Annotated in this window: 16 protein-coding genes; 1 reads left to right on the forward strand and 15 read right to left on the reverse strand. The window is 54.1% G+C overall.

Features of this window, described 5'->3' with window-relative positions; genetic code table 11:
- Positions 1-115 precede the first annotated feature (115 nt).
- The 13 genes from LRS40_RS06920 to asnC all read right to left on the reverse strand — a co-directional run bounded on the left by LRS40_RS06920 (position 116) and on the right by asnC (position 11603).
- On the reverse strand, positions 116-535 hold the full coding sequence (locus tag LRS40_RS06920) for a F0F1 ATP synthase subunit epsilon (RefSeq protein ID WP_106995541.1): 420 nt from the start codon (positions 533-535) through the stop codon (positions 116-118).
- A 20-nt stretch (positions 536-555) separates the two neighbouring features.
- Positions 556-1938 (reverse strand): F0F1 ATP synthase subunit beta, encoded by a 1383-nt coding sequence (gene atpD / locus LRS40_RS06925; RefSeq protein ID WP_039032216.1) that lies wholly within the window; start codon positions 1936-1938, stop codon positions 556-558.
- Positions 1939-1964: 26 nt separating this feature from the next.
- Positions 1965-2828: a F0F1 ATP synthase subunit gamma gene (gene atpG / locus LRS40_RS06930; protein WP_156264997.1), complete on the reverse strand. Its 864-nt coding sequence runs from the start codon at positions 2826-2828 to the stop codon at positions 1965-1967.
- A 50-nt stretch (positions 2829-2878) separates the two neighbouring features.
- The gene (gene atpA, locus LRS40_RS06935; RefSeq protein ID WP_142487641.1) at positions 2879-4420 is read right to left on the reverse strand and encodes a F0F1 ATP synthase subunit alpha; all 1542 of its coding nucleotides are present in this window, start codon (positions 4418-4420) and stop codon (positions 2879-2881) included.
- Between the two features lie 12 nt (positions 4421-4432).
- Complete coding sequence (atpH, locus tag LRS40_RS06940) at positions 4433-4966, reverse strand: F0F1 ATP synthase subunit delta (protein ID WP_142487640.1); 534 nt, start codon at positions 4964-4966, stop codon at positions 4433-4435.
- A 14-nt stretch (positions 4967-4980) separates the two neighbouring features.
- On the reverse strand, positions 4981-5451 hold the full coding sequence (gene atpF, locus LRS40_RS06945; protein WP_032615498.1) for a F0F1 ATP synthase subunit B: 471 nt from the start codon (positions 5449-5451) through the stop codon (positions 4981-4983).
- A 53-nt stretch (positions 5452-5504) separates the two neighbouring features.
- Positions 5505-5744 (reverse strand): F0F1 ATP synthase subunit C, encoded by a 240-nt coding sequence (gene atpE / locus LRS40_RS06950; RefSeq protein WP_000429386.1) that lies wholly within the window; start codon positions 5742-5744, stop codon positions 5505-5507.
- 49 nt (positions 5745-5793) lie between these two features.
- The gene (atpB, locus tag LRS40_RS06955) at positions 5794-6609 is read right to left on the reverse strand and encodes a F0F1 ATP synthase subunit A (RefSeq protein ID WP_142487639.1); all 816 of its coding nucleotides are present in this window, start codon (positions 6607-6609) and stop codon (positions 5794-5796) included.
- 8 nt (positions 6610-6617) lie between these two features.
- Positions 6618-6998, reverse strand: coding sequence for a F0F1 ATP synthase subunit I (atpI, locus tag LRS40_RS06960; protein ID WP_103824374.1), 381 nt, complete (start codon positions 6996-6998; stop codon positions 6618-6620).
- 615 nt (positions 6999-7613) lie between these two features.
- Complete coding sequence (rsmG, locus tag LRS40_RS06965) at positions 7614-8237, reverse strand: 16S rRNA (guanine(527)-N(7))-methyltransferase RsmG (RefSeq protein WP_142487637.1); 624 nt, start codon at positions 8235-8237, stop codon at positions 7614-7616.
- A 105-nt stretch (positions 8238-8342) separates the two neighbouring features.
- Positions 8343-10232: a tRNA uridine-5-carboxymethylaminomethyl(34) synthesis enzyme MnmG gene (gene mnmG / locus LRS40_RS06970; RefSeq protein WP_156264995.1), complete on the reverse strand. Its 1890-nt coding sequence runs from the start codon at positions 10230-10232 to the stop codon at positions 8343-8345.
- Between the two features lie 373 nt (positions 10233-10605).
- Entirely contained in the window at positions 10606-11055 is a 450-nt protein-coding gene (mioC, locus tag LRS40_RS06975; protein WP_231313391.1) for an FMN-binding protein MioC, read from the reverse strand.
- An 89-nt stretch (positions 11056-11144) separates the two neighbouring features.
- Positions 11145-11603, reverse strand: coding sequence for a transcriptional regulator AsnC (asnC, locus tag LRS40_RS06980; RefSeq protein ID WP_032615488.1), 459 nt, complete (start codon positions 11601-11603; stop codon positions 11145-11147).
- A gap of 150 nt (positions 11604-11753) precedes the next feature.
- Here asnC and asnA point away from each other — a divergent pair, with 150 nt between their 5' ends.
- The gene (gene asnA, locus LRS40_RS06985) at positions 11754-12746 is read left to right on the forward strand and encodes an aspartate--ammonia ligase (protein ID WP_156264994.1); all 993 of its coding nucleotides are present in this window, start codon (positions 11754-11756) and stop codon (positions 12744-12746) included.
- Here asnA and viaA read toward each other — a convergent pair whose 3' ends face one another.
- Positions 12747-14198 (reverse strand): ATPase RavA stimulator ViaA, encoded by a 1452-nt coding sequence (gene viaA, locus LRS40_RS06990; RefSeq protein WP_142487633.1) that lies wholly within the window; start codon positions 14196-14198, stop codon positions 12747-12749. It abuts the gene before it with no gap.
- Positions 14192-15688 (reverse strand): ATPase RavA, encoded by a 1497-nt coding sequence (gene ravA / locus LRS40_RS06995; protein WP_156264990.1) that lies wholly within the window; start codon positions 15686-15688, stop codon positions 14192-14194. The genes viaA and ravA overlap by 7 nt, the downstream gene beginning before the upstream one ends.
- Positions 15689-15836 lie beyond the last annotated feature (148 nt).

Genomic DNA, 15836 nt, shown 5'->3' on the forward strand with positions numbered 1-15836 from the left:
TGTGAGCTAAATCACAAAATAATAAAACATCGTTTTAGTTTCATATTTACTGAAACAGAGCCATAAAAAAAGCCAGTCTGGAAACCAGACTGGCTTTCGTACTTTCAAGCCGGTGTTACATCGCTTTTTTGGTCAACTCGATAACGCGCAGTTTCGCGATCGCTTTGGCCAGCTCTGCAGACGCCTGAGCGTAATCCACGTCGCCATGAGAGCTCTTAATGTGCTCTTCTGCTTTACGCTTCGCTTCCAGAGCTCGTGCTTCGTCGAGATCCTGGCCACGAATTGCGGTATCAGCCAGTACGGTCACGCTGCCAGGTTGCACTTCAATCATGCCACCAGACAGATAGATAAACTCTTCATGACCGAACTGTTTAACGATGCGGATCATACCAGGCTTAATGGCGGTGAGCAGCGGGGCGTGTCCCGGGAAGATACCCAGTTCACCTTCGCTACCCGTTACCTGGATTTTCTCGACCAGACCAGAGAACATTTGTTGCTCTGCGCTGACGACGTCCAGGTGGTAAGTCATTGCCATATCACCCTCCGATTAAGGCGTTAAAGTTTTTTGGCTTTTTCCACGGCTTCGTCGATGGAACCCACCATATAGAACGCCTGCTCCGGCAGGTGATCGTATTCGCCTTCCATGATGCCTTTAAAGCCACGGATGGTGTCTTTCAGCGCAACGTATTTGCCCGGGGAACCGGTAAATACTTCTGCTACGAAGAACGGCTGGGACAGGAAGCGCTGGATCTTACGTGCGCGTGCTACCACCAGTTTGTCTTCTTCTGACAGCTCATCCATACCCAGGATGGCGATGATGTCTTTCAGTTCCTGGTAACGCTGCAGCAGGGACTGTACGCCACGCGCGGTGTCGTAGTGTTCCTGACCAACAACCAGTGGATCCAGCTGACGGCTGGTGGAGTCCAGCGGGTCAACGGCCGGGTAGATACCCAGAGACGCGATCTGACGGCTCAGTACCACGGTTGCATCTAAGTGCGCAAAGGTGGTGGCTGGAGATGGGTCAGTCAAGTCATCCGCAGGTACGTATACCGCCTGAACGGAGGTGATAGAACCGGTTTTGGTAGAGGTGATACGTTCCTGCAGAACACCCATCTCTTCCGCCAGGGTCGGCTGGTAGCCTACCGCTGATGGCATACGACCCAGCAGTGCGGATACTTCCGTACCGGCCAGGGTGTAACGGTAGATGTTGTCAACGAACAGCAGTACGTCACGACCTTCGTCACGGAACTTCTCAGCCATGGTCAGGCCGGTCAGCGCAACGCGCAGACGGTTTCCTGGTGGCTCGTTCATCTGGCCGTAAACCAGGGATACTTTGTCCAGAACGTTGGAGTCGGTCATTTCGTGGTAGAAGTCGTTACCCTCACGAGTACGCTCACCCACGCCTGCAAACACGGAGTAACCGGAGTGCTCGATCGCGATGTTACGGATCAGCTCCATCATGTTTACGGTTTTACCCACACCCGCACCGCCGAACAGACCGACTTTACCGCCCTTCGCGAACGGACACATCAGGTCGATAACTTTGATGCCGGTTTCCAGCAGTTCCTGAGAGCTGGACAGCTCTTCATAGGAAGGTGCTGCGCGGTGGATAGCCCAACGCTCTTCTTCACCGATGTCGCCTTTCATGTCGATCGGCTGACCCAGGACGTTCATGATACGGCCCAGGGTTGCTTTACCTACTGGTACTTCGATTGGGTGTTCGAGGTCTTTAACTTCCAGACCACGACGCAGACCGTCGGAAGAACCCATGGCGATGGTACGCACGATACCGCCGCCGAGCTGCTGCTGAACTTCCAGCACCAGGCTCTCATTACCATTCTGAACCTCAAGAGCATCGTACACGCGCGGTACGGCATCCTGAGGGAACTCGACGTCAACCACGGCGCCGATTACCTGGACAATTTTTCCAGTAGCCATCTTGAATCCTCTACGAATTAACCTGGTTATACCGCGGATGCACCACCGACGATCTCGGTGAGTTCCTGAGTAATGCTGGCCTGACGAGCTTTGTTGTATACCAACTGCAGCTCTTTAATCAGGCTGCCGCCATTGTCGGTCGCGGCTTTCATCGCCACCATACGTGCGGCCTGCTCGCTGGCCAGGTTTTCTACCACGCCCTGATAAACCTGAGATTCAACATAACGACGCAGCAGGGTATCCAGCAGCGGTTTTGGATCCGGTTCATACAGGTAATCCCAGGCTTTATGCTTCAACTCTGGCTCGTCTGATGCCGGTAATGGCAGCAGCTGAGTGAGGGTCGGAGCCTGTGACATGGTGTTAATAAATTTGTTGCTGACAACGTACAGCCTGTCCAGACGGCCTTCATCATAGGCCTGCAACATCACTTTTACCGGGCCGATCAGTTCGGACAGGGACGGGTTATCACCCATACCGGTCACCTGGGCGACAATATTGCCACCTACGGAATTGAAGAAAGAGACGCCCTTGGAGCCGATCATCGCGATATCGCTCTGAACGCCTTTATCGGACCATGCTTTCATATCCGCCAGCAGCTTTTTGAACAGGTTAATGTTCAAGCCACCACACAAACCACGGTCGGTCGACACCACCAGGTAGCCCACGCGCTTAACGTCGCGTTCTTCCAGGTAAGGGTGCTTATATTCCAGATTACCGCTCGCAAGGTGACCAATCACTTTGCGCATGGTATCTGCATAAGGACGGCTGGCCGCCATACGTTCCTGCGATTTACGCATTTTGGAAGCGGCGACCATCTCCATCGCTTTAGTGATCTTTTGCGTGTTCTGGACGCTTGCGATCTTACTACGTATCTCTTTTGCGCCGGCCATGAGCTTCTCCTCAATGCCTTGCGGCCTGCCCTAAGACAGACCGCCAGACGTTACCAGGACTGGGTTGCTTTGAAGGAATCGAGCAGGCTCTTCAGCTTGCCTTCGATTTCGTCGTTATAGCCACCGGACTGGTTGATCTCTTGCATCAGTGGAGCATGGTCACGGTCAGCGAAAGCCAGCAGAGCGGCTTCGAAGCTACCGATTTTCGCCAGTTCTACATCTCCCAGATAACCACGTTCTGCTGCGAACAGTACCAGGCCCTGCTGTGCGACTGACATAGGGGCATACTGTTTCTGTTTCAGCAGTTCGGTCACTTTCTGACCGTGGTCCAGCTGTTTACGGGTTGCATCGTCAAGGTCAGATGCAAACTGGGAGAACGCTGCCAGTTCACGATACTGTGCCAGCGCGGTACGAATACCACCGGACAGTTTCTTGATGATCTTGGTCTGCGCTGCACCACCCACACGGGATACGGAGATACCCGGGTTAACCGCCGGACGAATACCGGAGTTAAACAGGTTGGTTTCCAGGAAGATCTGACCATCGGTAATGGAGATTACGTTGGTCGGAACGAACGCAGAAACGTCACCCGCCTGGGTTTCGATGATTGGCAGCGCGGTCAGAGAACCGGTCTGGCCTTTCACTGCACCTTTGGTGAAGTTCTCAACGTATTCCGCGTTAACGCGGGATGCACGCTCCAGCAGACGGGAGTGCAGATAGAATACGTCGCCCGGGAATGCTTCACGTCCTGGTGGACGACGGAGCAGCAGGGAAACCTGACGGTATGCAACGGCCTGTTTGGACAGGTCATCATAAACGATCAGTGCATCTTCACCGCGGTCACGGAAGTATTCGCCCATTGCGCAACCGGCATACGGTGCCAGGTATTGCAGTGCAGCAGATTCAGAAGCGGTAGCAACAACAACGATGGTGTTAGCCAGCGCGCCGTGCTCTTCCAGTTTACGAACCACGTTAGAAATGGTGGACGCTTTCTGGCCGATAGCCACGTACACACATTTGATGCCGGAGTCGCGCTGGTTGATGATCGCATCGATTGCCATCGCGGTTTTACCGGTCTGACGGTCACCGATGATCAGCTCACGCTGGCCACGGCCGATTGGGATCATGGCGTCAACGGACTTATAACCGGTCTGCACCGGCTGGTCGACGGATTGACGGTCGATTACGCCCGGTGCGATAACTTCGATTGGCGAGAAGCCATCGTTATCAACCGGACCTTTACCGTCGATTGGCGCACCCAGGGTGTTCACCACGCGACCCAGCAGGCCGCGGCCAACTGGAACTTCAAGAATACGGCCAGTACACTTGACCTTCATGCCTTCGGCGAGGTCAGCGTAAGGACCCATCACAACTGCACCTACGGAGTCGCGCTCCAGGTTCAGTGCGATAGCGTAACGGTTACCCGGCAGGGAGATCATTTCACCCTGCATACAATCGGCCAGGCCGTGGATGCGGATAACACCGTCGCTTACAGAAACAATAGTACCTTCGTTGTGAGCTTCACTCACAACACTGAACTGAGCAATGCGCTGCTTGATCAGTTCGCTGATTTCGGTGGAATTCAGTTGCATGCTCCAGTCCCCTTAAGACTGCAAGACGTCTGCAAGGCGCTCAAGACGGCCGCGTACGCTGCCATCAATGACCATATCACCCGCACGGATGATTACGCCCGCCATTACAGACTTATCGATATTGCAATTCAGCTTCACTTTGCGTGACAGACGTTTTTCCATCGCGGCGGTGATTTTCGCAAGCTGTTCGTTACTCAGCTCAGTCGCAGAAGTTACGTGAACTTCAACGGTGGCTTCACTGAGGGCACGCAGGTGCTCGAACTGCTCAAGAACATCCGGGAGCGCTTTCAGACGACCATTTTCTGCCATTACCCGAATCAGGTTCTGACCGTTGGTGTCCAGCTGCTCACCGCAAATGGCGATGAACGAAGTGGCGAGGGTTTCCGGTGCCAGTGCACCCGAAAGCATCTCAGCCATGTGTTCGTTTTTCGTTACCTCAGCGGCAAACGCCAGCATGTTCTGCCAGCGATCGACATTTTGGTGTTCGATAGCAAAGTCAAAAGCTGCTTTGGCGTAGGGGCGAGCTACCGTAACAAATTCAGACATCAGCCCCTCCCTCCTTACAGTTCAGCGACAAGTTTGTCCACGATGTCGCTGTTAGCAGCTTCATCCACGGAACGTTCGATGATCTTCTCGGCGCCAGCAACAGCCAGAATCGCGACCTGCTTACGCAGCTCTTCGCGAGCACGTTTACGCTCGGCATCAATTTCTGCCTGCGCTTGCGTCACGATTTTAGTACGTTCCTGTTCTGCTTCAGCTTTCGCTTCGTCCAGGATCTGAGAACGACGTTTGTTCGCCTGCTCGATGATTACCTGGGCTTCCGCTTTCGCTTTTTTCAGCTGGTCGGTCGCGTTGGCCTGTGCAAGGTCCAAATCTTTCTTAGCGCGTTCTGCAGAAGCCAGGCCGTCAGAGATTTCTTTCTGACGTTTTTCGATGGCTGCCATTAATGGCGGCCATACATACTTCATGCAGAACCAGACAAAGATAACAAACGCGATGGCCTGGCCGAGGATTGTTGCGTTCATGTTCACAGCACAATACCTCTTTAAATTTACAACTGTGGCTTAGGGTTTAAATCTACTTACTACGCGACAGCAAACATCACGTACAGACCCAGACCTACAGCGATCATCGGGATAGCATCCACCAGACCCATAACGATAAAGAACTGAGTACGCAGCAGAGGAATCAGATCCGGTTGACGCGCTGCGCCTTCCAGGAATTTGCCCCCGAGGATGCCGATACCGATCGCAGCACCGATAGCCGCCAGACCCATCATCACAGCGGCAGCCATGTACAGCAGATCCATATTCAGGTTTTCCATGACAGTCTCCAGTTTGTTTCAGTTAAAACGTAGTAGTGTTGGTAAAGAATCAGTGCTCTTCAGACGCCATCGACAGATAGACGATCGTCAGAACCATGAAGATAAAGGCTTGCAGCGTAATGATCAGGATGTGGAAAATGGCCCATGGCACATTCAGAACCCACTGTGACCACCACGGCAGAAGACCCGCGATCAGAATGAAAATCAGCTCACCCGCATACATGTTGCCGAACAGTCGCAGACCGAGAGAAATCGGTTTGGACAGCAGGCTAACGCCTTCCAGGATCAGGTTGACCGGAATAAACGCCCAGTGGTTGAACGGCTGCAAGGTAAGCTCTTTCACGAAGCCGCCTACACCTTTCATTTTGATGCTGTAGAAAAGAATCAGGATGAATACGCCCAGTGCCATAGACAGGGTGATGTTCACGTCAGCAGACGGCACCACACGCAGGGCTGGCAGACCGAAGATATGCTCGCCGATAAACGGCAGCAGGTCGATCGGCAGCAGGTCCATCAGGTTCATCAGGAAGACCCACACAAAGACGGTCAGCGCCAGCGGTGCAATCACCTTGCTCTTGCCGTGGTACATGTCTTTGACGCTGCCATGGACGAAGCCAATGATCATTTCGATGAAAGTCTGGAATTTCCCTGGCACGCCGCTGGTTGCGCGTTTGGCAACGCCGCGGAAAATGGCCAGGAACAACAGACCCAGTACCACCGAGAAGAACATGGAGTCGATATTGATCGTCCAGAAGGTGGCTGGGGGGTTATGCGGATCCACCAGCGAGAATGTACGCAGGTCGATCTGAAGGTTGTTCAGATGGTGACCTATGTAATCCTGCGGCGTCATATTTTCTGAAGCCATGATGCCTTTTACCCTTTGTTATTGATTACAGCTGGCGCCAGAATTTGTACCACCAGCACCAAAACCCACGTCACTATCAGCGGCAAAAATACCACTTTAAAAACCGCCAGCGCCACCACCAGAAGGGCAAAGGTCAGCAACACCTTACACACTTCGCCCAGAGCGAAGGACCAGGCCATGCGGCCTTTGGCAGGTGTATGCGCCTGATGACGCCAGGCAAAAATCATAAACAACATATTCGGCACAACAACTGCCAAACCTCCGCTTACCGCAGAGATGCCCCAGAAGGGGTCTTTGAGGCAGAACAGCAATCCGCTTGCTATCACCGCCAGAAACTGAATGAACAGAAGCTTACGAGCAACGTTTCGACTCAAGAGCGACACAGACATCACGTTTTTACTCCTGCTCCCTTCGAGGTATGCCGCGTGTCGTATAAAACGTCCTTTAGGGCTCAGAGTCAAGCAGCAAAAAGCGGTCAAATTATACGGTGCGTCCCCGTGATTTCAAACAATAAGTAGCGAAAAGGTGAATAAATGTTTAAATATTTTTCCCCAGCGCTATTTCTTAACTTTTCGTCAAACTGTGAATGACTCGTCAAAACTGCAAACTGCGCGGAAACGTTGGCGATAAAGCGTGCACGAGATCACAAAATACACATTTACGATAAGGTCGAATAAATTAAATCAGTAAATCGTTATATTTCATGTTTCTGATATTAAAGCGTTATTTCAGCAACTATTTTCAAAACAGCCCTGTATACAAGAGAAACCTTTTATTGACATTTATAATAAATATTTAACATTGCAATCTGGTTACTCTTTCCTACTTTTAGCAAGCTGATATTTTCAGTGTTTATTATATTATGGGTTAACTACACGCTCAGGTTAACCCAAAGAAAATCCATAGTAAAAAAGCGGTTAAATTAAATCTGTTTATTTCTTAAGCATTCGTCTGTTTTTTAACATACTAAGAACAGCACAAATTCCACATTTTTTATTATTTTTTTAAAAATTGTTTGGCTTAACGATCACCAGATGACGTTCACCTTCCAGCTGCGGAACGCGCAATTTAATAGCGGACTCTAGTTCAAACCCGGCTGGCAACTGTGCAATTTCGTCTTCCGGCAGGATCCCTTTCAGCGCATAAAAGCGCCCATTCTGCGCAGGCAGATGCTTACACCAGTCGATCATGTCATTGAGCGAAGCAAACGCCCGGCTGATCACACCGTCAAACGGCGGCTCGGCGGGAAACTCCTCTACCCTACTCTGCACCGGATGAATATTTTCCAGCTTCAGCTCATGTTGAACCTGTCGCAGGAAGCGCACGCGCTTGCCCAGGCTGTCCAGCAACGTGAACTGACACTCAGGACGCACGATAGAGAGCGGGATACCAGGCAAGCCCGGACCGGTGCCTACATCAATAAAACGTTCGCCCTGGAGGTGAGGCGCCACGACGATGCTGTCGAGAATGTGACGCACCAGCATCTCATTCGGGTCGCGAACCGAGGTGAGGTTATAGGCCTTGTTCCATTTGTGCAGCATATCGACATACCCCACCAGCTGATTTTTCTGGTGATCGGTGAGCGAAATACCGGCTTGATCCAGCAGACGAGTGAGTTTGTTGAGCACGGTGAATACCTGTTGAGATGCGTTTTGGCGGGTGGCGCTACGCTTACCCGCCCTACGGAGTTCTGTAGGCCCGGATCGCTACGCATTACCGGGCAGTTCTTACGATTATGCGCTGCGGCGCAGCATACCCTGTTTTTTCAGCCACACCAGCAGAATGGAGATGGCCGCAGGGGTGACGCCGGAAATACGCGATGCCTGGCCGATGGATGACGGCTTATGGTCATTCAGCTTGGCGATCACCTCGTTGGAGAGGCCGTTAACCTGACGATAATCCAGCGTGGCCGGGAGGATGGTACTCTCGTTGCGCTGCTGTTTCTCGATTTCATCCTGCTGACGGGCGATATAGCCTTCGTATTTCACCTGGATTTCAACCTGCTCGGCGGCCTGCACGTCTTCCAGACCCGGCGCGAACGGCGTCATCTGGATCAGCTGGTCGTAGGTCATCTCCGGACGACGGAGCAGATCTTCCCCGCTGGCTTCACGCGAAAGTGGCGCAGACAGGTGAGCGTTCACTTCGTCTACAGATTCGGCGGTTGGGTTGACCCAGGTGGACTTCAGGCGCTGACGTTCACGCTCGATGTTCTCCAGCTTCTCGTTGAAACGCGCCCAGCGCGCGTCATCCACCAGACCCAGCTCACGGCCGATTTCGGTCAGGCGCAGATCGGCATTGTCTTCACGCAGCATCAGACGATATTCCGCGCGAGAGGTAAACATGCGGTACGGCTCTTTGGTCCCCAGGGTGCAGAGGTCATCCACCAGCACGCCAAGGTAAGCCTGAGAACGGCCCGGCGCCCAGCCCTCTTTCTCGGCCGAGAAGCGCGCGGCGTTCAGACCGGCCAGCAGACCCTGCGCAGCAGCTTCTTCGTAGCCGGTGGTACCGTTGATCTGGCCCGCGAAGAACAGCCCCTGGATATATTTGCTCTCCAGGGTTGGCTTCAGGTCACGCGGATCGAAGAAGTCATACTCGATGGCATAGCCCGGACGGACAATCTTCGCATTCTCCATCCCCTGCATCGAACGGACGATCTGCATCTGTACGTCGAAAGGCAGGCTGGTGGAGATACCGTTCGGGTAGATCTCGTTGGAGGTCAACCCTTCCGGCTCGAGGAAGATCTGGTGCTGGTTACGATCGGCAAAGCGCATCACCTTGTCTTCGATCGACGGACAGTAGCGTGGGCCGATCCCTTCGATCACCCCGGCATACATCGGGCTGCGATCGAGGTTACTGCGGATCACGTCATGGGTTTTCTCGTTAGTGTGCGTGACATAGCACGGCACCTGGCGCGGATGTTGATCCACGTTGCCCATGAACGAGAAGACCGGCATTGGGTTATCACCATGCTGCTGTGCCAGCACGCTGAAATCAATGGTTCGGGCGTCAATACGCGGCGGCGTGCCGGTTTTCAGGCGGCTGACGCGCAGCGGCAGCTCGCGCAGACGGCGCGACAGCGGAATGGACGGCGGATCGCCAGCACGGCCACCGCTGTAGTTATCCAGTCCGATATGAATTTTGCCATCAAGGAAAGTCCCGACGGTCAGCACCACGGCTTTGGCACGGAACTTCAGACCCATCTGGGTCACGGCACCGACGACACGATCGTTTTCGACGATCAGATCCTCAACTGCCTGCTGGAAGATCATCAGGTTCGGCTGATTCTCCAGCGCGGTACGCACCGCCTGACGATAGAGCACGCGGTCTGCCTGTGCACGGGTGGCACGAACGGCGGGGCCTTTGCTCGCGTTTAGTATCCTAAACTGAATGCCGGCATGGTCGATCGCGGTTGCCATCAGGCCGCCAAGTGCATCCACTTCTTTTACCAGGTGTCCTTTCCCAATGCCGCCAATCGCCGGATTACAGGACATCTGTCCTAGCGTGTCGATATTGTGTGTCAAAAGCAGGGTCTGTTGACCCATTCGCGCCGCGGCCATTGCGGCCTCGGTGCCTGCATGACCCCCGCCAATGATGATGACGTCAAAAGGATCCTGATAAAACATGGTGGTCTGCCTCGCGTAAAGCGGTAAGAAAATGGATTGAAGCCCGGGCCGTGGATTCTACTCAACTTTAGTCGATCGAGAAAGCACTGGGATCCTGGCTATTAAAAAGAAGATCTTTTTATTTAGAGATCTGTTTTATTGTGATCTCTTATTAGGATCGCGGATTTCTGTGGATAAGCCGGATCTCCCGAAGAAGATCATGCGTTTAGAGAGGATCGTTTGCTGTGAATGATCGGTGATCCTGCAACGTATAAGCTGGGATCAGATCGCGATGTTATACACAGCACAAAAAGTCATCAAGGGTTGTTCTTGGGATAACTACCGGTTGATCCAAGCTTTTAACCAGAGTTATCCACATCTGATCGCACGATCTTTAATCGGTTTTGAGTAAATTTTTCCATTCAGCCAGCCAAAGTTCCGCTGGATCTTCCGGAATATCGTGATCGAGGATGTTGATCTTCAGCGTTTCACCGATCTGTTGTGCCCCACAGGACTTCAGTTCGGTCTCGACTTTCTCAACGGCGCCGCAGAAGGTGTCATATTCCCGGCTGCCGATGCCGATCGCCCCAAAACGGACGTTCGCCAGGTCGGGCTGCTGTTCTTTTAACTCTTCATATAAAGGAAGAAGGTTATCCGGAAGATCGCCTGCACCGTGGGTGGAGGTGATCAACAGCCAGATCCCGTCGTTCGGCAGATCTTCTAACAACGGCCCGTGCAGCGTTTCAGTGGAAAAACCCTCGTCTTCCAGCTTTTCAGCCAGGTGTTCCGCGACATATTCAGCCCCGCCAAGGGTGCTGCCGCTGATTAGAGTAATATCTGCCATGGATCGCTCGCTCATATAAAGAGGGATCATTGTACGCTGTGAGCGAGCTGGGATCTACCTGTGGAAAATGTGGGTATGAATTTGCTCGATCAGGGGCGGATGGTACGCATGATCGGGTTCTGCAGGGAGATCAACGTCTCGGTGGACTGAATTTCATCGATTGTTTGGATCTTGTTGATAAGTACCTGCTGCAGGGCGTCGATCGATCGGCACATCACCTTAATAAAGATGCTGTAGTGACCGGTGGTGTAGTAGGCCTCGGTCACTTCATCCAGTGCGTTGAGCTTTGCCAGTGCGGAAGGATAGTCTTTGGCGCTCTTCAGGATGATGCCGATAAAGCAGCAGACGTCGTACCCCAACTGTTTAGGGCTGACGTCGATATGTGCCCCGGTGATGATACCCGCCTGCTTCATCTTCTCTACGCGCACATGAATAGTCCCCGGACTGACGCCAAACTGTTTGGCCAGTTCGGCATAGGCAGTACGGGCGTTAGCCATCAGGGCCTCAAGGATGCCGCGGTCCAGATTGTCGATCTGATAATTTTCCATAGTTTTTTCTTATGAAGATTAATGAATCACTCTATTTTAGCGGGTAATTTTATCGAATCAAAAGTGATAGCGGAGTTTTATTGTTGGATTATTGAAAGAGGTTCTTTTTTGTTGCTTAATCAATGCCAACAGGACGCAGGAGTATAAATAATGAAAACCGCTTACATCGCACAACAACGCCAGATCAGTTTCGTTAAATCCCATTTTTCCCGCCAGCTGGAAGAGAAGCTCGGTCTTATTGAAGTTCAGGCACCGATCTTAAGCCGCGTGGGCGACGGGACGCAGGACAACCTGTCTGGTTGCGAAAAAGCGGTACAGGTGAAAGTGAAAACACTGCCAGACGCCCAGTTCGAGGTGGTTCATTCCCTCGCGAAGTGGAAGCGTCAAACCCTGGGACAACACGACTTCAGCGCGGGCGAAGGGCTTTACACGCACATGAAAGCTCTTCGCCCCGATGAAGACCGCCTTACCGCCATTCACTCTGTGTACGTTGACCAGTGGGACTGGGAACGCGTCATGGGTGATGGGGAACGTCATACCCGCACGCTGAAGGCGACGGTAGAAGCCATTTATGCCGGGATCAAAGAGACCGAAGCGGCGGTCAGCAAAGAGTTTGGTCTGACCCCGTTCCTGCCGGAGACGATCCAGTTTGTTCACAGCCAGGAGCTGCTGACCCGCTTCCCGGATCTGGATGCTAAAGGCCGTGAGCGCGCGATCGCTAAAGAGTTAGGGGCCGTATTCCTGATTGGGATCGGCGGCAAGCTTTCTCATGGTCAGCGTCACGACGTTCGTGCGCCGGATTATGATGACTGGAGCAGCGAAGGCGAGAGCGGCCTGGCGGGCCTGAATGGCGATATTCTGGTGTGGAACCCGATTCTGGAAGATGCGTTTGAGCTCTCTTCCATGGGGATCCGCGTCGATGCCGAAGCGCTGCAGCGTCAGCTGGCAATCACCGGTGATGAAGATCGTCTCAAGCTGGAATGGCACCAGGCGCTGCTGCGTGGTGAGATGCCTCAGACCATCGGCGGCGGCATTGGCCAGTCTCGCCTGACCATGTTACTGCTGCAGCTCTCCCACATCGGCCAGGTTCAGTGTGGCGTATGGCCGCAGCAGGTGCGTGACAGCGTGGATGCGCTGCTGTAATTAGCGTTTCCAGCGCCGCAGCAGGCGGCTACGCAGCCCGGTATCAAAGCGCCAGATATGATCGAAGATGCGCATGATGCCGGGTTTTCCATGAGTGGACATCGCCACCGCGTGAAAACGATGCTGATGCTCCCGCTGCAATACCTTCACCTTACTCACCACCTCATCCGGCAGCCGCTGGGCAATAAAATCCGAGATCACCACCGCGTCGGCGTCATACCACTCTCCGCCCTGCATCCGCTCAATAATGGCGCGAAAACAGCTGGCGAGATCGGTCCCGCCGCGAAAACGCTGGCTTAAGAAGCGGATCGCCTGCTCGAGGCCGTGCTGGCCTGACAGCTCGTAGCCCACCACCTCGCTGGAAAACAGCATGATAAAGCAGCGTCGTCTGTCGGCCAGCGCCACCCGCATCAGCGCCAGGCAAAAGGCTTTGGCGCACTGTTCATTGAAGCCGCCCATTGAACCGGAAGTGTCCACGCAGACGATAAACGGCCCGCGGGGCTGTTCGTCGAAATCCTGATGCACCGCCGGACGCTGGCTGACCTTCTCCCGCCAGGCATCGCCATGCAGCCGGTAGGTCAGGAGCTGCTTCTCCACCAGCCGACGGTAAAATTCATACTCCAGCTCGGTGATACCCAGGGTTGCCAGCTCGGGCGGCAGCAGGCGCAAAATGTCGTCGCTCTGCTGCAGTCCGTCCACCTGCTCCGGCACCGTTGCCGGTTCACGCACCAGGGTGCGGAAGGTTTCCAGCGGGGCATCCTTTTTTGGCACCGACTTCGCCTCCCGGGAGCGGCCCAGCTGTTCTGCCAGCTGCATCAGCTCCGGCTGCTGGGCCAGGAAGTCGCCATAGCGAACGATAAGCTGATAGTCCCCGCGCTTGAGCTGACCGGCGCTCATATCCCACAGGCGACCAGCAGCGTTTTCATTTTCAACCAGCACCGGCTCCAGCGCCCCGGCTAAGGTCATGCGCTCCTGCACTTCGCTGAGCAGCTGTTCGCGCTCCTCTTCCAGTAGCTGCTGATTCAGGGAAGTGGCCTGTACCACCAGGCTCAACCGCCAGCGCTGTAAAAAGAGGGTATGCAGGGCGGGCGTAAAGGTGGCGTTATCCACCACCAGCTGCCGGGCCTGGCTGGCGTACGGGGAGTGAAGCTTGTCCAGCAGGGTTAAAATCTGCGGCAGCTGGACGATCAGCTGGGGCGTGGAGAGCAGTTGGCTTTGCTGATAGCACATCACCTCTTCGGTGAGCTCTGGCGGGACGCGGGTATCTTTCAGCCTTTTGCGCAAGTTTTCCCGCCAGCGCGGGAGATCGTCAGTAATAGCGGTTTTAAGCCGGGGAAATTTTTCGAAAAAGATCGCCAGCTGCGGCGAGGCCAGCAGGGTCAGGATGATCTCTTCGATCATGCCCTCCTCGCCGACGGCGAGCATAACGTTGAGCGTATCCAGCGTCAGCATTGACGCGCCTGTTTGATCTGCGCGCTCACATCCTGCAGGCTGGATTCAATTCGCCCCAGCCAGTCACTGTGGATAAACAGACATTTTTGCTGCTCGCTAAAGCGGGTGTGCTGCAGATGCCACTGGTTATCCAGCGCTTCCAGCTGCTGTTTGATCTCTTCCGGGACGCTGTCAGAGGCGGTACCTGGCAGCGCAAGGCGCGATCCCTGCAGGCTGACGTCGCGGATCACCAGATGCAGACTCCCGTCCACTTCCATATTTAGCTGCTGGGCAAAGCCGATGCCGTTGAGTTTGCCGCGGATCTCGCCGCCTTTGGTCAGCCACAGCGACAGGGCTTCGCGCTCAATGGTGATGTGAATCACCTGCATATCATGAAGCTTAAGCGGCTGCTGGAGGAGTAGCGTCAGGGTGGTCTCACTCAGTTCGGCCGGTAATTCATAGTGCGGACGCCGGGCAAACATGCCGCTCTGACGGCTGACGCGCAGGGCGGTTTTGTCGCTTTGCTGCTGCTGAAGCTGAAGGCGGCGCTGGGTGATGGCCCCGAGCTGGTTCAGCATCTCCTGCTGTCCCCAGGCGTGCCCGGTCATCAATATTTCCAGCTGCTGCTGCATCAGGTTCATGCCGTTGGCGTCATGCCACAGGCAATCCTTCAGCAGGATCAGATCGATAGGGGCAACCGCATCGCGACCGCTGAACAGGGCGCTGGCCTGCAACAGGCGAATGGCTTTCTTCCAGCGGCGATCGGAGACGTAAGGCGCACCCGGCAGGGCATCCAGCTGCTGGCGCAGCATAAAGACCAGGTCGAACACCGCATCCGGCAGTTTGATTTTGCCAATGTCCTGCTGCCACTGCTGGTACTCTTCGTCAGTGACCTGTAGCGCAGCGGGCACCGGGTTATCGTTTTCATCCTGCTGGCTAATCAGCAGCGAGCGGAAGTTCGCTTTGTCCTGCACCTTGTCGAGCCAAAGGCGGATCAGCATGCGGTCATATAAGGCTTCCAGACTGCTGTCGGCTTCCGGCAGTTCGTTGGAGGCTGCCACCAGCAGGCGCATTGGGATTTTTTCTTCAAACGCGCCATTGCGGAACCGGCGTTCGTTGATGGCAGTGAGCAGGGTATTCAGGATCGCCGGGCCAGCTTTCCAGATTTCATCGAGAAACACGATCTCCGCTTCCGGGAGATAGCCCGCCGTTAAACGTTCATAGCGTCCTTCATCTTTAAGCGCCTGGATGGATAGCGGGCCGAACACCTCTTCCGGCGTGGAAAAACGGGTCATCAGATACTCAAAGGCTCTGGCATGCTGAAACGCGAATTTCAGCCGGCGGGCAATCAGGCTTTTTGCGATGCCGGGCGGCCCCAGCAGAAAGACGCTTTCGCCGCTCAATGCCGCCAGTAAACAGAGGCGGATGGCATGGCTACGTTCAAAGAGCCCTTTTTCCAGCGCGCCGCTGAGACGGGAAATTCTTTCTGCTAATAAATGAGTGTGAGCCATAATTGTTTTGCATCCTTTCGCCGTAAACCCGGCTAATTGAAGCGAGTATAGACGTTTCGTTCGGGGCTGGTAATAGACTGAACTACGGTGCTATTTTCTTTGCGCTATGTTAATGACGGCGCATTTAGGGGTACGATTCTACGATTAA

Source organism: Leclercia sp. G3L, assembly GCF_021117075.1.
Taxonomy (GTDB): Bacteria; Pseudomonadota; Gammaproteobacteria; order Enterobacterales; family Enterobacteriaceae; genus Enterobacter; species Enterobacter adecarboxylatus_C.